The following is a 21,026-nucleotide window of genomic DNA, read 5'->3' on the forward strand; positions in this document are numbered from 1 at the left end:
CTCGCATCCCACGGGTTCTGCCCCGCTACATGCGCGCACCGCGCCGCGCGCCATAGCACTACACGCACGCCGCGCGCCATAGCAATACACGCATGCCGCGCACCACAGCACTACACGCGCTGCGCACTACGCTCGTCGCGCGCCTACGCGCCCCGCGCGACGAGCGCTCACACCGCCACTTCGGTCAGTGTCGGCTGCTTGGTGGAGCTCTTGATCTGCTTGAAGCCAATAAGCGCAATCGCCAGCGAACCCAGCGCAAGCACCGTCACCACCATGAAGCCACCGTGCGAGCCCATACGGTCGATGAACTGGCCGGCGATCGCCGAGCCGGCCGAAGCGCCGATGGAGTTCATCGCGCCCATCCACGCCATGCCCTCGGTCAGGCGGGATGGCGGCACGAGGTGCAGCATCAGCTGGTTGCCGTTGATCCACGTGGGTGCCTGGCAGACGCCGATGATCAGGTAGATGATCATGATCACCCACAGGTGCTTGGCGAACATGAACGTACCGATGCCGAGGTTCACCACGGCAAGGCAGAAGTAGAAGCGTTTCCACAAGGCAATCGACCAGTTCTTCGCGCCATACACCAGCGCGCCCATCAGCGAGCTGATGGAGAAGCAGGCGAACACGAAGCCCGTGTACTGCTTCATGTTCGATTCGGTGGCGAACGCGATGATCGAGATGCCGGCGGCCGACTGGAATGCGCCCAAACCGAACCAGGTCACGCACACAGCGATCAGGCCCGGGCCCCAGATGGACGCCTTCTTGCCGGAGCGCGCATCCGCCACAGCCTTGTCGATCGCTGCCCGGATCTGCGCCTCGTCGGTCACGCCTTCACGCTCCAGACGACGGCGCGTCTCCTCGGCCGCGGTCTCCACGCGCAGCGCGTCGGCTTTGGCGGCCTCGCGCTCGCGGTATTCCTTGCGGGTGATGCCTTCCCGGCGTGCCAACACGGTCTGCGACGGCGGCTCGGTGCTCAGTTCCGTCAGGAACATCAGCGCGCCCACCACCACGCACATGCCGGTGAACGAGAACGCCAGCAGGCCGGAGATCACGGCCAGTGTGGAGGCCAGCGGGTTGCCCACCACCCACATGCATTCGTCGAGCACGCCGCACAGCGAGAGCGCGCGGTCGGTCCGTTCGCGGTCGCCCTTGAGGATCTTGGTCCAGCGGGCGCGGCTCATCGCGCCCCACGGCGGGATGGCTGCCAGGAACGGCGTCAGGCAGTACAGCACCCATTCAGGCGCGCGGTTGGTGATGGAGGTGGTCAGCGCGATGGCCGCCACGATCCACACGATGATCGTCGGTATGGAGACCTGCCGCTGGCCGAACTTGTCGGTCAGCTTGCCGAGCAGCGGAGTGGAGACGGCCAGCGCGATCGCCTGGACGGCGGTGAGCATGCCGGCCAGCGAATAATTGCCGTAGTAATGCTGCACGGAGATGGTGATGGTCATGCCGATCATCGGGAACGGCATGCAGGCGATCACGCCGCCGATCGAATAACGCGCGGTGTGCGGGATGCGCAGCAGTTCGGCATACCCGCCAAAAACCTTATGCCCGACTTCCTTGATGGCGGCCGTGACGGTGTTCGCATTGGACATTACAGCACTACGCTCCTTTCCGCTCCCGATTGGATGTCCCTCGCCGCCCGTGGCGTTGCCCGGCGAAGCCCTCATCGAATGATGTGTCTGTCCATGGTCGCGCAAAGTTTGCGTGGCTGTCCGCCGCTGTCGCATATTTGCGTCACCGCTACTCTATGTGTTGGCTCGGATTGACACGCGGTAATTAAGGATTATCGGGTGGGTTTTGCCTTGGGCGATACGGCAGTGATGCACGGACGGTGCCGTGGCACAGCGGCGGCAATAGGATAGGGATTATGCCATTGTTGATTGGGTTGATTGGTATTGCTGATGACGCCGCGATCCTGCCCGGCAAGTTCCTGAAGGAGGCCCGCCGATGACCGCCACCACCATCCACTTCGTCCGCCACGGTAAGGTGTACAACCCCGACCATCTGCTCTACGAGCGTCTGCCCGACTTCCACCTGTCCGACGTGGGCCGTCGCATGGCCCAGGCCACGGCCGCCTATCTGGCCTCCAATCCGCAGACCAATACGATTGCCGCCGTGTATTCCTCTCCGCTTGATCGCACGCGCGAGACCGCAGGTGCGATCATCGGCGCGCTCAACGCCGTGCGTGGGGAGCGAGGCGAAGCTCCGCTCGAACTCACCACCGACGAGCGGGTGATTGAGGCCGGCAACGAGTTCCGTGGCAAGCGGATCGGCCATGGCGAGGGCGCATTGTGGCGCAACGGCAACTGGAAGCTCGTCCTGAACCTGTACAAGCCCAGCTGGGGCGAGTCCTACCAGCACATCGCGGCGCGCATGGACGCGTTCGCGCGTGAGAAGGTCGCTCAGCACCCCGGCCAGCAGATCGTGGTGGTCAGCCACGAGTCGCCGATCTGGTCCTACCGTCATTATCTGGAGACCGGACACCCGGAGCATTGGATGTTCCTGCGGCACACCGCGCTCGCGTCCGTCACGTCCGTGACCTACGACAACGAGACCGGCCGTGTGATGTCCATCACGTATGTGGACCCGGCGGCAGCCATCAACTGACGTATTTTGCCGGAGAAGCCGGGAATGCGTGAGCGGAACACTGGTATGGCGCACTACAATCGTTGGAAGAACTGGCCGGCCCGCTGAGGGGCGTGGGACTCGAGCAAAGGAGCATGACATGACCGTTGAACTGAACCGAGAGGCAATAGACCGCGTGGCGGCGCTGCCGGCGGTGCGCGAGGCCGCGGAGACCGGAGCGCGGCTCATCGCCCTGTGGCCGCTGACGAAGGCCATGCAGATGGACAACGATGCGAAGTACGCCGAGAACCTGCAGGTGCGTACCACCCGCGCATTCGCCCGCATCCTGACCGGTGCGGATGTGACCGTGCCGGACGCCGAATTCGTCTACGAGGGCGCGGACGAGATTCCCGGACGCCCGCAGTCAATCGTCGACACGTTGCTCGCCGCCAACGACGCCTACGATACGATGCTCGACTACTCCGAAACCGGAAACGCGGCGCTGGTCTTCGCCGCCGCCGAGGCGTTGGGCGTTGAATGGGATGATGGCGTGCAGTCTGAGATTCGCGCAGCCATCGATGCGGTCGAGCGGCATATCGAGGCCGATGCGGTGGAGGTGGAGGCCGCTGAGGGCGCTGCTGTCGCCGAGGGGGCGGGCGATGCAGGTGCCGAGGACGGCGCTGCCGCTGGGGACGCTGCGTCCGCCGGGGCCGCAGGGGATGATTCGTCCGCCTCAGACGAGGACGGTGACCGACATGCCGGCTCGGCTGACCCTGCCGCCGTGGCCCACCGCTTCGCCACCGCGCTCGCCGTGTGCGATGCGCTGCTGGGCGTGGTGGCCGCGCATGTGCCGGGCGTTACGGTTGCGGCCGGCGCGGACAGTGCTGTTGCTGACACTGCTGCCAATACCGCCACCGTGCTCGATGACGCTACGGCCCGCCGCGTGGCCATCCAGTCGTTGCCGATTCTGCTGTACGTCAACGAACTGCGCGAGCAGTGCGCCATCCCGCGCATCTGCCTGACTGACAGTCAGCTGCTGGAACTGGTCAAGGCCCGTGCTGCCGCCACCGATACGGCCGATACGCTGGACGCCACCGCGGCCCTCATCGCGCCGCTGGCCGGCACCGAGTGGGCCAAGCACCGCGAGGACGTGCTGTGGGATCCCGCCGAGGCCAAGAAGAAGGCCAAGGAGGAGGACGAAAAGCGCAACAAGGAGGCGCTTGCCGCCAAGTTCGCGCACATCAAAGACGACCCCACCAAGGAGACCGTGGAGCTGTAAGGAAGGCGCCAGAGGCGTTGTCAGACTGTCAGATGAAGGCGAACGGCAGTGAGCGGGTGTGAGGTCGGCCGCAGGTGGTCTGTGATTGCGATGTGATTTTGCCAAGGAGACCGTAGAACCACAGCGCTTTCTGCCAGGGGTCCATCTCGCAATTGGTTGAGTGGTGCTGTCCTGACAAAGGGAGCCAACAATAATTCAACGGTTTTTGACGCGGGACATTGGCAAGTCGTGGTGTTCCGCATGGGCGCCGCACGGCTCCCGTCGCCCTCTGCGGCAGCTGATGATTCCCAAACTGGTCGCTCTCCGTGGCCAGTTTTTTAATAACTGGTCATTTCACTTTGCCAATTTCCGGCAAACTGGTCACTTCATATTACCAGTTTCTGCAAAACTGGTAATATGAAGTGACCAATATCGTATTGCGGGGAGTATCACGGGGAGCGTTTGGAGGTCTTCATGACAAATCCAGTGATTGCGGAAAAGCTGGCAAGCTTCACGATAAAGGACTTTCAGCCAATCGTCGCGCGTGATTTGGATTTGGGGGAACCATTGGCGCCAAAGGCCGGCAATCTGGTGAAGGTAGTGACCGGCATGCGGCGTAGTGGCAAAAGCTATCGCCTGTTTCAGGAAATGGAAATGCTGCATGAGTCGGGCATCCAGTGGAGCCGCATCTGCTATTTCAATTTTGAAGACGATCGTTTAGGGTCAGTCACTCCTGCCACTGGAGATGAAGTGCTGGAAGCGTTTTATGCGGCGCATCCAGAGGGCTTGCGCGAAGGCGTATACCTGTTTTTCGATGAATTGCAGGAGATGCGTGACTGGGGGGCGTGGCTGCGCCGTGTTGTGGATAACACCAAGGCCACGATCTATGTCAGCGGCTCCTCCTCCAAGATGCTCTCGAATGAGATAGCAACGGAGTTTCGTGGACGGGCCTTGGATTTCGAGTTGCTGCCGTACTCCTTCCGGGAATTCGTGCGTGCGAATGATGTCGTCGACTCTGTCACACTGGATGCGGGCGACGACGGTGTCAAGGCATACTCTCTCGAGGAGCGGCTCCTGTTGCAGAACGCTATGAAACGTTACCTGATTGTCGGAGGTTTCCCTGCGGTCCAGGAGCTTCCTGACCCACAGAGGATAGCCTTGCTGCAGTCGTATGTGCAACGTGTGGTGCTGCGGGACGTGGTGGAGCGCCATGATATCTCTCGTCCTAGGGTCGCTTCCGCTCTGGCGCGGCGTGCGCTGGGGTCCAACGGCAAGCAGCTGTCGATGCGCAAGGTCGAGAATGATCTGCGCTCAGCCGGCATGCCCGCGAGTCGAGAGATGCTCGGAGACCTCATCGGGTATTTCGAAGATGCTTACTTGCTGTTCCGATTGCGCGAATTCTCGATGGCGCTGAGCGAACGGACTACGGCAATGCCCAAAGTGTATGCCATAGACCCTGGTCTGGCTGCTGCGGCGGCGAGCGCCGGCGTCCGTGATGAAGGGCAGAGGTTGGAAGAGGCGGTGTATCTGGAATTGCGACGCCGCAATGTCGGTTTCCGGCGTGACGGTATTGCTTCGTATCGCACTCGTGAGCATGGGTATGAAGTCGATTTCGTCGTAGGCGACGCTCTGCAGAGCGAGACGTACGAGTTGTATCAGGTCACGGTGAACATGGATGATGCGGCGACTGTTCGGCGCGAGACGCGCGCATTATGGGAGATGATGGCGGAGCGGGATATGAAGGAAAGCACCGTTATCGTGGGCGATGGTGAGGAGTGCGATTACGAGCAGGATGGGCGCGTGATTCATCAGATTCCGGCATGGCGCTGGTTTTTGCGGCTGCGCGGAACGTCAGGGGCGTGACGCCGAAGCGCTTCCTGAACGCTGCGCAGAAGGCGCTGGTGGAGGAGAAGCCGCAGGCGGCGCAGATCTCCTTCAGCGTCGCATCGCCGGTCAAGAGCATGTATTTCGCCGCGTGCATGCGCGCGTTGACGATGTAGGTGTGCGGGGTGTAGCCGGTGACCTGCCGGAATACGCGGATGTAGTAGTACTCGCTCATCAGCGCCATCGCCGCGAGCTGGGACACCGGCAGTGGCTCGCTCAGATGCGTGGCGATGTACGAGAGCGTCTCCTCGATGGCATGCTGGTTGTAGCTGCTGCCGCGCTTGTCGTTGCGCCAGGCGTTTTCGCCTGTACGCACGTCGGTCGGTTCGGTACCGGGCCGTCTGTTGTCTTCGAATGCTGAGGGGCTGCCGGCGCTGACGCCGTCCGTCAGGCATTCGGTGAGCACTTCGGTGATGATGAGGGACATGCGTGCCTCGTTCACCTTGCGTTCCTCGGCGAAGGTGTCGTAGATCATGCGGAACCGGCTGATGGCATAGGTGGCGCGCCGCAGCGTGATCACATCGCCCAGGTCGCTGTGGATGGCGTTGAAGAAGTCGCGTGCCAAACGGCCGTCGAAATGCATCCACAGCAGTGTGCAGTCGGTTTCGGCCTTGGCTTGGTACACATTGGGCGCATGGCAGTCGAGCAACACCAGATCGCCGGTGCGCGCCACCGAGCGCCGCCCGTTCACAGTGAAGACGAATGTGCCGTTGTAGATGGCCATCAGGATGAAGCTGTCGAACGAACCTCGATTGAGCCAGTAGCCCTTGAGATAACGGTACAGGCCGATGCGCGTGGGGTAGAGGAACATGCGCATCGCGTTGCGGCTGGGCACGTACACGAAGTAATGCGAGACCGCCGCGTCCACATGATGCTCGACCGGTGTCATACTCGTTCCCTTCCGCTGCCGCCTCTTGTTCTGTATCCTTCGCTCCCACTCAGTCACCTACGGTGAGGCGAAGCGGACTGAGGGGAGTCTATTCGCGGTCACCTTGAGCATATCAAAAAATTGTTCTGATGGTGCTGGAAATTGTGCTGGAGTGAACCGTACTGTAAGCCATAAAAACCACTGAAATCCCAGTAATATCAACGATTATTGGCTACTGCGGCACTGTGGTTGGCAAACAACGCTGTGTTTAAATAAAAACCAGAAACCGAGGAATGCTGAACGGACAGGACGACTCGGTGGCACATCGGACGAACGACAAAAGGACATCATCATGGCAAACCTTGACCCCGAGCTCGCGGCAGTCGCCGACCTGTTCCAGCTGAAAGGCGAGGTCGAAAGCATCGAGCCGTACGGCGACGGTCATATTAACGTCACCTATCTGCTGGTCACGAACCAGCGTCGGTACATCCTGCAGAAGATGAACACGAGTATCTTCCCGGACACCAAGGGCCTCATGCGCAACATCGAGCTCGTCACCGAGTTCCTGCGCGGACGCGGCCAGGAGACGCTCGATATCGTCCCCACCAAGGACGGCGACACCTACGCGATTCACGATTCCGGCGCGTGGCGGGTGTACGACTTCATCGAAAACACCACCTCCTACAGCCTCGTGCCGAACGCGGACGTGTTCCGCGAGTCCGGCGCGGCGTTCGGCGAGTTCCAGCAGACGCTCGCTGAGTTCGACGCTTCGCAGCTCACCGAGCCGATCGCCCACTTCCATGACACCCCGCATCGTTTCGAGGACTTCAAGGCCGCGCTCGCCGAGGACAAGCTCGGCCGCGCCGCCACCTGCCAGCCGGAAATCGACTTCTTCCTTGCGCATGAGAGCCAGTACGCCACGGTGACGGACGGTCTCGCGGACGGCTCCATCCCGCTGCGCGTGACCCACAACGACACCAAGCTCAACAACATCCTCATGGACGCCGAAACCGGCAAAGCGCGCGCGATCATCGACCTCGACACCATCATGCCGGGCTCCATGCTCTACGACTTCGGCGACTCCATCCGCTTCGGCGCCTCCACCGCGCTCGAGGACGAGAAGGACCTCGACAAGGTGCACTTCAGCACCGAATACTTCCGCGCCTACGCCGAGGGCTTCGTCGGTGCCGTACGCGCAAGCGTCACCCCGCGCGAGGGCGAGCTGTTCGCGTTCGCCGGCAACCTGATGACGATGGAATGCGGTATGCGCTTCCTCGCCGACTATCTGGCCGGCGACACGTACTTCGCCACCAAGTACCCCGAGCACAACCTGGTGCGCGCCCGCACGCAGATCAAGCTCGTGCAGGAGATGGAGGCCAAGGCCGGCGAAATCCAGGCCATCGTAGCCGACGTGCTGGAAGGCGGTGCCCGCTGATGACCGCCGAACACACAGCCCCCGCCGCCGTGGACACTACGGCTGCCGCGTCCGCTGCTGCCGTTGCCACGTCTGCTACCGTCACTGCCGCTGCCGCTGCCGCGGACGGGCGGTCCGCGCTCGCCGCCGTCTACCGTTCGATTGACGCGCTGGTCGCGTTCGCCGAGCGGAATCTCGGCCTCGACCCGCGCGACGCCGACTGGACGCGCAACAACATCTTCGCCCTCTTCGGCTTGGATTCATACCAAGCTGTTTCCCCTTCGGCCCCCTCTGCTGAGGGTATCGGTGATACTGCATCTCATTCGGCCCCCTCTGACGAGGGGGCTGTCGGCGAAGCCGACTGGGGGAGAGAAGCCAAGAAAGAATCCTCAAAAGAAGCCGAAAGCGAAGCCTTCGCCTACCCGGACGCACTAATCGCCGACTTTCGCGCCGCCGCCGTCTCCGCCGGCCTGTTCGCCGACGACGAGGGCCCGGTCTACGCGGACATCATCATGGGACTGCTGTCCGGCACGCCGTCGTCCATCGAAGACAGTTTCGAGGAGACCGAAAGCACGGACGGCGGCATGGCGGCGATGCACTGGTTCTACCGCTACTGCGTGGCCAACAACTACGTCAAGAAAGCCGTGCTCGACAAGAACCCGCGCTTCGACTCGCACGGGCTTGTCGTCACCATCAACCTCGCCAAGCCCGAATTCAAGAACATGAAGAAGGCGGCCGCCGGCAACGCGGTGTCCGGTGGATACCCGAAGTGCACGATCTGCCATGAGAACGAAGGCTTCGCGGGCCGTAACAAGCGCACGCTGCGCACCATGCCGATGACGCTCGGCGGCGAACAGTGGTTCTGGCAGTTCTCTCCGTACGGCTACTTCCACCAGCATGGCATCTGCGTGAACATGGAGCATACGCCGATGCATGTGGACCGTGAGACGTTCGGCCATCTGCTCGACTTCGTCGACCGCTTCCCCGGCTACTTCCTCGGCTGCAACGCCGCGCTGCCGCGCATCGGCGGCTCGGTGCTCGCCCACGACCACTATCAGGGTGGTGGTGAAGTATTGCCGATGCTCAAGGCGCCCGCCTGGGCCACGTTCACGGTGGCCGATTATCCGGACACCGTGGTCGAGATTCTTGACTGGCCCGGCACCGCCGTACGCGTAGTCTCCAAGAGCCGCGACTCGATTATCGAGGTCAGCGACCGGATCCGCCTTGCCTGGCAGCAGTACGATGACGCGGACGCGAACATCGCCAGCCATGACACCGACGGCAACCGCCAGTCCGCCGTCTCGCCGAGCGCCATCATCACCGAACGCGGCTATGAGATGAGCCTCATCTTCCGCAACAATGCGGTCAGCGAGGAATACCCGGAAGGCATCTTCCACGCGCACCCCGAATTCTGGCCGATCAAGCAGGAGCCGGTGGGCCTGATCGAGGCGCAGGGCCTGTTCATCCTGCCCGGACGATTGGTGACGCAGCTCGGTGTGCTTGAGGACGCGCTCGCAGCCGGCGAGCCGCTGCCGGAATCGCTGAGCGAGTTCGCGCTGGTCTGGGATGAACTGACCGCCGCGCTGAACGGCAATCGCAACCGCGAGGCCATCACAGCGGCCGTGCACGACGAGCTCGGCAGCGTCTGTGAACGCATCCTCGGCAACACCGCCGTGTTCAAGACCAAGCCGCAGACCCAGCGATTCCTGGAGAACCTCGGCTTCACCCAGCAGGACTGAGTTGCAACGCGGCAGCCGCCATACAATGACACACGACACCAATAGGGGAGCGAACCATATGACATCATTCAATGTCCGCACGCTTGACGCCGCATCCGGCCGCGCGATCATCAGCGATTACGCCGCGCACGTGCTGAGCTGGGTGCCAGCCGGCGGTCAGGAGGTTATTTGGACGCCGTCCACGCTGCGTTTCGAGGACGGGCAGCATCTGGGCGGCGGCGTGCCGATCTGCTTCCCGTGGTTCGGCCCCGGATTCGCGCACGGCCATCAGACCGCGAAAACCCCGCTCCACGGGTTCGCGCGCGCCCGGAACTGGCGGTTCGATGAGCAGTCCTTCACCGGCGACCATGCGCGTTTCATCCTCGATGCCGCGCAATTGCAGCCGGGGGATGCGCCATGGCTGGACGACGAACCAGCCTCCGATTTCCGTGCGGTGTATGACGTGACGCTGGGCGGTGGCAGTGCGGTGGCTGAGGCTCAAACTGTCGCATCCGGAGTGCATGTACCGTCTGAATCGGCCAACGGTTCACCGGTCACTGTGTCTGTGCCGTCCCGGTCATTGCCCTCCCAGTTGCTGCCGTCCCAGTCGCTCACGATGGCCCTGACCGTCACCAACACCGGCGACAAGCCGATGACCTTCGAAGCCGCGCTGCATTCGTATCTGCACGTCGGCGACGTGGCAGGCGCGCGCCTCTCCGGCCTTGAGGGCGCCACGTATCTTGACGCCACTGAGTCGGGGTTCCCGCCGAAGACCCAGGACACTTCGGAAGTGGCGTTCGGCGACTTCGAAGTCAATCGCGTCTATTATTCGGATGCCTCGTTGGAGCTGCACGACGATGTGCTGGGCCGCACCATCCACATCGCCAAGTCCGGCTCCCCGCAGACCGTGGTGTGGAACCCCGGCAAGGCGGGCGGAGAGACGATGTCCGACACTCGTCCGGATGCCGCGGAATGGCGCGGTTTCGCAGCCGTCGAGGCTGCCGTCTGCCGCGACCGGGCCGTCACACTCGCTCCCGGCGCATCCCACACGCTCTCCCAGACCCTGACCGTGGCGTGAGCGGCGACGCTACCTTTCGGTCGCAGTCATCAACAGCGTTGCGGCATGCTCTCGTTGGTGTGAGACCGGATCGGCCTTTCATATCCTTTTTAATCCTTTTCTATCTTTGTATATCTTTTTCTAAGCTTTCATATCTCGGGAATGGGGCGTGTGCCGGTAGATAGTGCCGGTAGATAGGTGCAGCGTCTGTGAAATGCGGTTTTCTGCCTCATCGAACCGTCAATGAGGCAGAAAGCGGTGGTCTGGCGGACATCTGTGTCGTTGGCCAAGTGTCGTTCGCCAAGTTATGTTCGACGATGACACCTGCCTCTTCCTGCTCCGACGAATGTGATGAATGCGATGAATAATGGGAAGTATGACCGGTGATATCTGCGACTTCGCGTTGTGCGAGCGCTATTTCGGCATCACGGCCGATTTGTATGAGCCGGCGGTGAGGCTGCTCGCATGGCTGCACGAGGATCAGGTCGGCCGGGAGTCGCTCAGCGGTATCGCCGAGCTTGTGCTGCGCAGGAAGAATGTTTCTGCCGCCGCCGCGCTGGTCGAACGATTGCGTTCCCATGTGGCTGTCTTCTACCCGGTGCGTCCGGAGGGCTCGAATGTGACGCTGGCGGCGGTGATGGTGGATCTGTTGCCGTCCTCCGTTGCTTCGATGCGGTCAGCCGGTGTGCCGGACGACATCGTCCGGGCCACGCTGCGCGATTTCGCGATATGGGCCGACGTGCATCGTGAGAAAACCGGGCGTCCGGGCATCAGCGAAACCGAATGGAACCTGCTCTCGCTCACTGGCAATATCCTGCGCATCGGACGGTTGCAGTACGAGTCGACTGTTTTTCTTGAGCCGTATTACGTGTGCCGGGATACGCGCGACGGTGGTCTGGTCATTCTGGCCGCCGACGGCGTGCGCGTCTCGGTGGCGGGGCTGCCGCTGGCCGCGGGCGACGATTCCCGCGCCTTTGTCACCCGTCTGCGATTTGACGATGGTGTAATCGCCGGTAATCCCATTGATACCGAACGCGGGGTGATCCGCCGGGAGACAGCCAGTCTGCGGACCGACGACCATGATCTGCTGTTGGCACCCGGTATGCCCGCAACCAATATCCATATCCCCGCTGACGGGCCGCTGACACCCGAGCTTGTGGACTACTCCATCGCCCAAGCCAAGCCGCTGCTCGACAAACTCGGCCGCCTCACCCCGGTCGGCGTCTGCGAAAGCTGGCTGCTCGACCCGGCGCTGGACCAGATTGCGCGCTCGGACAGTAACATCTGCAGGTTCATGCATCGGTTCGCCAAATTCCCCAATGCCACGCCCGGCTCGGCCATCGTTGAACGTGTGTGCGGATGGGGTACGAATGCGCTTCCGCCCGAAAAGCTGCCCGAGCGCACCGGCTTGCAACGCGGACTCAAGCGATACCTGCTCGCCGGCGGTACCGTCCGCGATGTCGGCGGCGTCCTCGTCTGGTGACGGCTCGTCTGCTCAGCGTTCCGATGCGATCCTGCTGTGGGCTGCTGTGCGGCGCCGTTGCGTGGCGCTGTGTCGTGTGGGCTGCCGTGTGGCGCCGTGCGAGCTGCCGTGTGGCGCCGCGTGGGCTGCTAGGGTCCGCTGTGAATCATCGTGTGGGCCGCCGTGGAACCTCCTTGAACCATCGTGAGCCGCTGGGGCGCGGTGCCGTATGGACTGCCGTGAGTTGCCGCGTGAAACACTGTGTGAAACGCCGCGCGAAACGCCGTGCCGTATGGGCCGCGGGGACCGCCGCTTGAGCCACTGCATGGGTCGCCGTGTCGTGTGGGCTGCTGTATGAGTTGCTGTGTGGGCCGCTGTGAACTGCCGCGAGCCGCCTCGTTGCTGGAGTTGTCGTCCAATTGAGCGTTTATCAGCCCTCTTACTGCCTGAATGCATACTGCCTGAATGCATACGCAGATGATGCTGTTCGGGCCGGTTCGGGTTGGCTTGGGGCGGACCGGCCCGATCCTAGGCTGGTATCTAGTTCGAGCGGATAGCTTATGCATGTCTCGGGGCATGGTTGACGCCGATTTTGGGTGGGTTCGGGTTGGTTTCGGGTCGGTCTGTGCTGCTTTGGACTGCTTTCCAGAATAGTTCGGACCGTATGTTCGCGTCCTGACGAACATGGCGCGAACATACAGCCTGTTTCGGGTCTTTAATCAGCTGTAAGTTCGCGGTGCTCTCGCTAGGACGCGAACATACAGCCTGTATTGGGCTTCTGACCGGTTGTAAGTTCGCGGTGCTCTCGTCGAGCCGCGAACTTACAACCGGTTGGCGGCTGGCACCCGGCTAGCCGGTGCGTGTTTGGGTGTCTGTGTTGGGTTTCGCGTGTTTGGGCGTGCCCGGTGTGTGTCTAGTGCCGAGGGCTTGGGTATTCCCGGGGACATATTTGCGTGTGCGGGACGTTCGCTGGGTGCAGCGGGCTTGCGTCTGCCGGGTATGTGTTGGGCGGGTATGTGTTGGGCGGGTGTGCGTATGTACCGGGCAGGTGTGCGCCGGGCACCGCAGGCTTGCTCTCCGATGCCCATGGAATCGCGCGTCTATGCAGTCGCGCTTGGAGGGGTGCAGGATATGACAAGAGCCCCGCTCGTATGAACGGGGCTCTGCTGCTGCCTAGCAGGGATTATCGCCAGGGGCTATCAGCTCACTGACCCTGCCAGGGCTTCTGCCCGGCGTTGTCAGAGGCGTTGTCGGTGCCGGCGTTGGTATTGCTGGGCGATGCCTCACTCGGCGCCGCCGCCGGCTGCTGCCAAGCGGGGGCTGCGGCATTGGCATCGCTGCCGTACGCGGGTGCTGTCGGTGCTGTCGGTGCTGTCGGAGTCGCCGAAGCTACCGGAGTGGTTGGGGTCGCGGGAGTCGCGGCCGCGCCCGGTTCGCCATAGACGGGTGTCTGCGCCGCCGGGGCGCCGTATTCCGGATATGCGGACGTCTGCGGAGTTCCGTAGGAAGCGTCCGTGGTCGGCGCTGCGGGAGCGTATCCGGTGGGCGCGTAACCATTGGGGTCGCTGGACGCGTAACCATTGGGCGCGTAACCGTTGGGATCAGTGGGCGCGTAGCCATTGGGTGTTGCCGCGGCAGGATTCTTGTCGAAGCGCGCGCCTTCCGGCTTGCTGGCCTGCGCCATGAATACGATGTACACGATGCCGGGGGCGGCGAGCAGCAATACGCCGACCACTATCAGGCCAATGCTGCCGGCTGCGATAGCGCCGTAGCCCTCACTGTAGGTGCCGCCATACTGCATGCCGCCGAGACCGCCGAAGAATGCACCGGCACCGCCGGCGATAATCAGGACGATGCCGCCTACGAACGCGCCGTAGAATCCGGCGAGCCACCAGCCGGATCTGTTGGTGTCGTGCAGGCGTCGGACTGCCAGTGCGAGATTCGGCACCAGTGTGCCGATGCTCCAGATGCTTTCGAGGAACTCGAGCTTGCCGTCGGTGACATCAGTCAGCGTGCCCAGTACGAAGTTGATGCCAAGGAACGCCAGCATGAACCACCAGAATTCGCTGCGGGATGCCCGCCCGGTGAATACGGCGTACTTCTTCCAGTAGCGCAGGAACGCCTCCGGGAAGGGGCAGCCATAGTAGGGCTGGTCCAGCGGCACTGTGGCGGCTTGCGCAGACGCGGGATAGACCGAGGGTTGCTGCGGGGCGGTATACGGGTTGCCGTTGTACTGGTTGTTGCCATACTGGTTGGCGTACGGATTCGCGTTGTACAGGTCGGCAGCGTTGGTGGAGTTGGCGGTGCCGGTGTCATACGGGTTCGCGCCGTATGGGTTGCCGGACTGCTGGTCATACTGGGGCTGGGGCTGCTGGGGCTGGCCGTATTGCGGGGTGCCGTACTGGGGCTGTGACTGAGGCTGGTCGGCTTGCCCGTATGCGGCGGCTTGGTTGGCGGCCGGCTGGGGCTCCGTTTGACCGTACTGCCCATACTGGCCGTATTGCGGAGCGGCATACTGTGATGAATCGGTCTGCCCGTACTGCGACTGGGTGCTGAAGGCCGGCTGCTGCTGGGGGTCGAACGGGTTCGCGGCGTTCTGTGGCGCGGCTTGGCCGTATGCCGGCTGCTGGGGCTGCTCGGTCTGCCCGTACTGCGGTGCTCCGTACTGCGGCTGGCTGGTCTGCGGGGTCGCCTGACCGTAACCGTATTGCGGGGTTCCGTATTGCGGTTGCGTGGACTGCTCGTACTGGTTGGCGGCGTTCTGCGGCTGTGTGTACTGGCCGTACTGCGGCGCCTCATATTGCGGCTGAGCGGTCTGGCCATAAGCCGGCTGTTGGGGTTGTTGGGGCTGTTGCGGCTCGAACGGAGTAGCCGCGTTCTGTGGCTGGGCGGGTTGCTCGGCCTGACCGGCGGGAGCGAGCGGAGTGGCATAATCGTTATGCCCATACTGCGGCATTGCGGCATTGTCGTTGGGTGTGCGGTGTGCTTGCGAATCTGTGCTTGCGTTGCCGGGCGTTGGCGCTTGCGGCAGCGGCACATTGCTGGGATCGGTCATTGATTCCCCTTTCATCAAGGACTGTATTCGTCCATCTCTATTCTTCCAGCTTTTCATGGAAAACCAAGCAATGTAGGGGAATGTTGTCTGAATATTGGTCTGAATACTGTTCTGATGCGTTCTTTCATGAGTGCTGGATGCTGTAGATGCTGTGGTCCTGGTTTCCGTTGCTTCGGGCGGGAGGTTCGTCGCAAGCCCTTTTCCTCAGGCCCACGGCCGACGGCAGAGAACAGATGCGCACTTATCGAGCCCGCTACATATGGGCTGGGCGCGCCACCTGTTGGGGTGGCGACGCTGGAGCGGTCGCTGGGTGGGCTATCGGCCTGTTTGGGCTTCGTTTTCGCGATTGCGTTGAGGCGGGGCGTACGTGGAGATGTATTCCGAGATTTTCGTTGTGGTTCGTATTGCTTGCATTCCCACGGCCCCGCTGAGGGAGGCGCACGCGGGGTGCATTGTTATCAAATTGATATGTATGCTTGTTGAGCGATTTTGTTCATTTGTGTTACGGTGATTGCAGTTATTCAATATGCGCGCGGCTGCGGTGACGGAGCCGGGAAGCAATTGACGCTTCTGACGCATGGCAGTAAGGGGAACATGATGAACAACGACTACAAGAATGCGAACGGTGCCGTCGCTGATTTCCACGAAACGCGCGAAGATGAATCCCAGGATTGGGCTGCGCTGTTCAACGGCCTCGCCTGCTGAGCGACATATCTCAGCGGGGCGGTTTGTTGGCTGGGCCGATGTTTTGCTCCGTTGAATGGCGGTGGCAGGGGTGTTTCCTCGGTCTGGCCGAGGTTTTGCTTCGTTGGGGAACTGTCAGTGGGGCGGTTCGGCGGCTGACCAGTGGTTTTGCCTCGCTGACGGGCGGTGAGCGGGGTATTCCGTCGGTCTGTTCGAGGTTTTGCCTCGCTGGGGAGCTGTCAGTGGGGCGGTTTGTTGGCTTGATCGAGATTCTGCCCCGTTGAGTGGCTGTGACCGGGGTATTTTGTTGGCTTGGTCGAGGTTTTGCTTCGTTGAGTGGCGGTGGCCGGGGTGTTCCTTCGGCTGGGTCGAGATTCTGCCCCGTTGGGGAGCTCTCAGCGGGGTGTTTCCTCGGTCTGGCTGAGGTTTTGCTCCGTTGAATGGCGGTGACCGGGGTATTCCGTCGGCTTGGTTGTGGTTTTGCCTCGCTGGGGAGCTGTCAGTGGGGCGGTTCGGCGGCTGGCCAGTGGTTTTGCCTCGCTGACAGCCGGCTCAGCGAGATTCTGCCCAAGGGCAGTCCTAAAGTAGTGGACTATGACTGATGCTGAAAACACCAAACCCGAACTCCCCGCGAACGTCCGTGTTCGCTTCTGCCCGTCGCCCACCGGAACCCCGCACGTCGGCATGGTGCGCACCGCCCTGTTCAACTGGGCCGAGGCCCGTGCCACAGGCGGCAAGCTGATCTTCCGTATCGAGGATACCGACGCCGCACGCGACTCCGAGGAAAGCTATAACCAGATCCTCGAAGCCCTGCGTTGGTTGGGCATCGACTGGGACGAGGGCATCGACGTGGGCGGCCCCCACGGCCCGTACCGCCAGTCCGAGCGCACCGACATCTACAAGGACGTCGCCGCCAAGCTGCTCGAGGCCGGCTATGCCTACGAGTCCTTCTCCACCCCGGAGGAAATCAAGGAGCGCAACATCGCCGCCGGCCGCCCGGCCGAGTTCGGCTACGACGGCTACGACCGCGACCTCACCGAGGAGCAGAAGGCCGCCTTCCGCGCCGAGGGCCGCAAGCCCGCGCTGCGTATCCGCATGCCCGACGAGGACATCGCCTTCGACGACCTCATCCGTGGCCGCATCGAATTCAAGGCCGGTTCCGTGCCGGACTACGTGATCGTGCGCCCGAACGGTGACGCCCTGTACACGCTCACCAACCCGGTGGACGACGCGATGATGGACATCAACGTGGTGCTGCGCGGCGAGGACCTGCTCAGCTCCACCCCGCGCCAGATCGTGCTCTACCGTTACCTCGAGGCGCTCGGCATCGCCAAGACCACCCCGCTGTTCGGCCACATGCCGTACGTGATGGGCCAGGGCAACAAGAAGCTCTCCAAGCGAGACCCGGAGTCCAACCTGTTCAACCACCGCGACGCCGGCTTCATCCGCGAGGGCCTGCTCAACTACCTCGCTCTGCTCGGCTGGTCCATCGCTCCGGACCGCGACGTGTTCACGATGGATGAGATGATCGCCAAGTTCGATGTGCGCGACGTCAAGGCCAACCCGGCCCGCTTCGACCTCGACAAGGCCATCTCCATCAACGCCGAGCACATCCGTATGCTTGACCCGGCTGACTTCCTGCGCCGTTCCGTGCCGTACCTCAAGCGTGACGACGTGGTCTCCGCCGACGATTGGGATGCTCTGACCTCCCGTGAACAGGAGATTCTGACCGCCGCCGCACCACTGGTCCAGCCGCGTGTGCGACTGCTGGGCGAGGTGGCCGGCATGGTTGGGTCGCTCCTCTCCACCGAGGAATATCTGGAGCCCGCCGACGATGCACGCAAGCAGCTCAAGGACTCCGCCGGCGAAGTGCTTGACGCCGCCATCGCCGCGCTCGAAGGCGTGGACGAGGCCGACTGGAAGACCGACCACCTGCACGAGACGCTGAACAAGGCCTTGGTGGAGGACGGTGGCTACAAGCCGCGTCTCGCCTTCGGCCCGGTTCGTGTGGCCATGTCTGGCCGTCGCGTCTCCCCGCCGCTGTTCGAGTCGATGGAGATCGTCGGCAAGGCGATTTCCGTGGCCCGCCTGAAGGGCCTGCGCGCGCACCTGTGAGTCCGGCATTTTGAATAGCTCCCCTTGTCAGGGGAGCTGGCAGTGAAGCTGACTGAGGGGTAGTCAAAGGCGGGCATCTGTTCACACTGATGCCCGCCTTTCGCGTACTCAGAGCGGTACCAGTGTCGCCCATGCCGTTATCGCCGCTCAACGTATCGGCTACATTCATTCATGAGGTTGATGTGTCATTCATTAGGTAGGTGCCTTGCCAGTAGATGCCTTGCCGCGCCGATCATTGAAATGGCGGGTTTCCGTGGTGTCGGCTTGACCATCACGGCTTGAGCATCACGGCTTGAGCATCACCTGTCAAATGAATGACAAACAACCTAATGAACGCAGTGGATGGCCTCGGGGCTGGATTGCAGCCGCCTTATCGACGCTGCGTCCTATCTCCTCCCTTAGCCATGCGTGGAAATCGGACATAATGTCATGCCATGTTCTCGTCAGGACATGTCCCAACGTATATGGGCCCATTGCTGCCTGTTACGCATTCACAAGGCTTGGGATATCGTTGATGGTGAGCAGACGCCCGAAGCTGGTATCGAGACTTTGTCCTCCTCCGTAGACGACGATGCGTTGGTCATTGCTAAGTTCCATGACATCGGCCATGGTGCTGATTGTGGCGAAGGCGTGGGGGTCGTAGGTACTTGATGCCTTGACTTCGATGGCGTATTGAATCGCTCCGCCCTTTTCGATGATGAAATCGATTTCCTTTTTACTGTAATCACGCCAGTAGTACAGTCTGGGACGGCGGCCGACGGCATAATACTGTTTGATGATCTCACTGGCCACGGCATTTTCAAATAGATTGCCGCGTTGTTGGCTGAAGCGCAGGTCGTCCGCAGACTCCATTGCCAGTAGATTCGCCGCAAGACCCGTGTCGTAGAAATACAGTTTTGGGCTTTTGACGAGGCGCTTTCCATAATTCTTGTAATACGGATAAAGCCGGAATGCGATAAAGCTTGTCTCCAGCACGGAAAGCCACTCCTCAACGGTCTTCCCATCGATTCCGCAGTTACGTGCCAGGTCGGCGTTATTGACTATTTCTCCACAGCGCAGCGCGCATTGCACCAGGAATCTGCGGAATTCGCTGAGTTTGCGGACTCCGAGCTCTTCGCGAATATCACGTTCCACGTAGGTGCCGATGTAGTTCGGAAAGAAGTCGTTGGGGTCGATTGATGATGCGAACATGCGAGGATATCCTCCTTTCCACACCCAGTCGTATACAGTAGGCAGATTGATGTTGGCGTTCGCCATTTCGGAGTGGGAAAGTGGCAGTAAATACGTGACTGCAACTCGCCCCGCAAGGGATTGCGTGATGTTCTTCATAAGAAGGAAGTTCTGCGACCCAGTCAGGACGAATTGCCCCGGTTCATCGCGATCGTCTACTATGCCTTGGAGATAGGAAAACAGGTCGGGCACACGTTGTGCCTCGTCAAAGATTACGTGATTGTTGTACCGCTCAAGAAAGGCCTTGGTGTCTGTCCGCGCGAATTCTCGGACCGAAGGATTCTCCAACGTGACGTATTCGTAGTCGGGGAACAGGTGTTGCGACAACGTTGTTTTGCCGCTTTGACGCGAGCCGGTGATGGTAAGGATGGGGAATTTGGAGTTCAGTTCCCTGATTTTGTCTGATATCGCGCGTGGGATCACGATTGGCCTACCTCGCTATTCCGTGATTTCGATAAGTCTAGTCCGTAATTTTAATATGCCTATTCCATATTTTACTGGTTACTATTCCATATTGTACGGTTCTATGTGCCGCGCCTGTGCTCAAGTGATGATGCTCGCTGAAAGTGATATGTAGTTTGCGCCGGATGGTGGCGGAATGACGGACGGCCGATTGCTGAAGGGGAAGATTGACAAGACGGTTTGTGTGCGCATGGAATATGAAGCAGATTCATAAAACGTTGGAATTCCGCGCGACACGCCGTGATTTGCGTTGAGTTGGATACTCGCGTATATTAATCACCTGTTGCGCGGTTCACCGAGCAGCCGGTTGAAAAACTGAATATGCCCCCATCGTCTAGCGGTCTAGGACTACGCCCTCTCACGGCGCCAACACCGGTTCAAATCCGGTTGGGGGTACGACGGACAACTCCATGAGTTGCTACGCCAAGCCAAATTGGGGTGTGGTGTAATTGGCAACACAGCTGATTCTGGTTCAGCCATTCTTGGTTCGAGTCCAGGCACCCCAGCCAATGACCCTCGCGGAATGCGAGGGTTTTTGTTTTTCGGAGTAAGCAAAGTAATGCGGTTTTTATCCGCGTGCAGGCGTGCTTCGTTGCTTCCGCTGCGGCCGGCACAGGTGGGTGCAGATGCGCATGGCATTGTGTATCAAGCTGACGTCCTTGTCGAACAAGCATTGAAACCAAACAGCATGGAATGTGCCGTCCGTGTGCCACACCGGTGCAATACAGGCTGTTTTGTGCTGGTGTGGTACGCGGGCGTGCCGCACCAGCACAATCAATCGCAGTATGCGCCAGCGTGGCAGGACGGCGAATCGCAAAACCGCGGAAATCCGCCACTATGGGGAATCGTGAATATGCGACGCGTGCCACGCCTGCGCGATACGAGCGATATTGCAGTGGCGTGGCACGCGACGAGCGTCCGCACCGCATCCTGCATGTCCTCGGCGAGGCGAAACGGCCGCTATGTGCCCTGATGGCTTCACTCAGCGCCATGCAGCGAAGTCATCAGGACGTCAACCGGCCAGCTGCCTTCACTGAGAACACCCCGCGAAGCGAAACGGTCATCACATGCCCAGCCGACTTCACTTCTTTCTCGTACCAACTTACGAGACCACGTTGCCGCTTTTCGGTGTCCCGCCCAGCTCAAAGCCATTCGGCAGGGTTAAGGGTCAGCAGCGCAGCAAAACCTCGGTCCAGCCGATTAATCGCCCCGATTATCGCCATTCAGCGGGGCGGAACCTCGGTT

At 61.4% G+C, this 21,026-nt stretch carries 12 protein-coding genes and 2 tRNA genes; 10 read left to right on the forward strand and 4 right to left on the reverse strand.

Going from position 1 to position 21,026, the window contains the following annotated elements:
* Nucleotides 1–167: 167 nt before the first annotated feature.
* The gene (locus tag BREU_RS00165) at nucleotides 168–1,601 is read right to left on the reverse strand and encodes an MFS transporter (protein ID WP_044089790.1); all 1,434 of its coding nucleotides are present in this window, start codon (nucleotides 1,599–1,601) and stop codon (nucleotides 168–170) included.
* A gap of 355 nt (nucleotides 1,602–1,956) precedes the next feature.
* Here BREU_RS00165 and BREU_RS00170 point away from each other — a divergent pair, with 355 nt between their 5' ends.
* From BREU_RS00170 to BREU_RS00180, 3 genes are all read left to right on the forward strand, one after another.
* The gene (locus BREU_RS00170) at nucleotides 1,957–2,616 is read left to right on the forward strand and encodes a histidine phosphatase family protein (protein ID WP_044089791.1); all 660 of its coding nucleotides are present in this window, start codon (nucleotides 1,957–1,959) and stop codon (nucleotides 2,614–2,616) included.
* Nucleotides 2,617–2,734: 118 nt separating this feature from the next.
* A complete protein-coding gene (locus BREU_RS00175; protein WP_044089792.1) occupies nucleotides 2,735–3,853 on the forward strand; it encodes a hypothetical protein in 1,119 nt (372 codons plus the stop codon).
* 453 nt (nucleotides 3,854–4,306) lie between these two features.
* Nucleotides 4,307–5,695 carry an ATP-binding protein gene (locus BREU_RS00180; RefSeq protein WP_044089793.1) on the forward strand — a complete coding sequence of 463 codons (1,389 nt, stop codon included), beginning with the start codon at nucleotides 4,307–4,309 and terminating at the stop codon, nucleotides 5,693–5,695.
* Here the strand turns inward: BREU_RS00180 and BREU_RS11115 are convergent.
* The gene (locus BREU_RS11115; protein WP_052381959.1) at nucleotides 5,586–6,605 is read right to left on the reverse strand and encodes a helix-turn-helix domain-containing protein; all 1,020 of its coding nucleotides are present in this window, start codon (nucleotides 6,603–6,605) and stop codon (nucleotides 5,586–5,588) included. The genes BREU_RS00180 and BREU_RS11115 overlap by 110 nt on opposite strands.
* A 331-nt stretch (nucleotides 6,606–6,936) precedes the next feature.
* Between BREU_RS11115 and BREU_RS00190 the strand changes: the two genes are divergently transcribed.
* From BREU_RS00190 to BREU_RS11120, 4 genes are all read left to right on the forward strand, one after another.
* The gene (locus BREU_RS00190) at nucleotides 6,937–8,019 is read left to right on the forward strand and encodes a phosphotransferase enzyme family protein (RefSeq protein WP_044089795.1); all 1,083 of its coding nucleotides are present in this window, start codon (nucleotides 6,937–6,939) and stop codon (nucleotides 8,017–8,019) included.
* Nucleotides 8,019–9,737 carry a UDP-glucose--hexose-1-phosphate uridylyltransferase gene (locus BREU_RS00195; protein WP_081886450.1) on the forward strand — a complete coding sequence of 573 codons (1,719 nt, stop codon included), beginning with the start codon at nucleotides 8,019–8,021 and terminating at the stop codon, nucleotides 9,735–9,737. The genes BREU_RS00190 and BREU_RS00195 overlap by 1 nt, the downstream gene beginning before the upstream one ends.
* Nucleotides 9,738–9,795: 58 nt before the next feature.
* Nucleotides 9,796–10,794: a D-hexose-6-phosphate mutarotase gene (locus tag BREU_RS12245; RefSeq protein WP_044089796.1), complete on the forward strand. Its 999-nt coding sequence runs from the start codon at nucleotides 9,796–9,798 to the stop codon at nucleotides 10,792–10,794.
* 355 nt (nucleotides 10,795–11,149) lie between these two features.
* Entirely contained in the window at nucleotides 11,150–12,256 is a 1,107-nt protein-coding gene (locus tag BREU_RS11120; protein ID WP_052381961.1) for an acyltransferase domain-containing protein, read from the forward strand.
* 1,183 nt (nucleotides 12,257–13,439) lie between these two features.
* On the opposite strand, the gene BREU_RS11125 is transcribed toward BREU_RS11120, so the two are convergent.
* Nucleotides 13,440–15,290 carry a DUF805 domain-containing protein gene (locus BREU_RS11125; protein ID WP_052381962.1) on the reverse strand — a complete coding sequence of 617 codons (1,851 nt, stop codon included), beginning with the start codon at nucleotides 15,288–15,290 and terminating at the stop codon, nucleotides 13,440–13,442.
* Nucleotides 15,291–16,568: 1,278 nt separating this feature from the next.
* Between BREU_RS11125 and gltX the strand changes: the two genes are divergently transcribed.
* Nucleotides 16,569–18,089 (forward strand): glutamate--tRNA ligase, encoded by a 1,521-nt coding sequence (gene gltX / locus BREU_RS00215; RefSeq protein ID WP_044089798.1) that lies wholly within the window; start codon nucleotides 16,569–16,571, stop codon nucleotides 18,087–18,089.
* A gap of 483 nt (nucleotides 18,090–18,572) precedes the next feature.
* Here the strand turns inward: gltX and BREU_RS00220 are convergent, their stop codons facing one another.
* A complete protein-coding gene (locus tag BREU_RS00220; RefSeq protein ID WP_044089800.1) occupies nucleotides 18,573–19,742 on the reverse strand; it encodes an ATP-binding protein in 1,170 nt (389 codons plus the stop codon).
* Between the two features lie 362 nt (nucleotides 19,743–20,104).
* On the opposite strand from BREU_RS00220, the gene BREU_RS00225 reads away from it, so the two are divergent.
* A tRNA-Glu gene (locus tag BREU_RS00225) sits at nucleotides 20,105–20,177 on the forward strand.
* 38 nt (nucleotides 20,178–20,215) lie between these two features.
* A tRNA-Gln gene (locus BREU_RS00230) sits at nucleotides 20,216–20,290 on the forward strand.
* The last annotated feature ends 736 nt before the right edge of the window (nucleotides 20,291–21,026 follow it).

The organism is Bifidobacterium reuteri DSM 23975, assembly GCF_000741695.1.
Lineage (GTDB): Bacteria > Actinomycetota > Actinomycetes > Actinomycetales > Bifidobacteriaceae > Bifidobacterium > Bifidobacterium reuteri.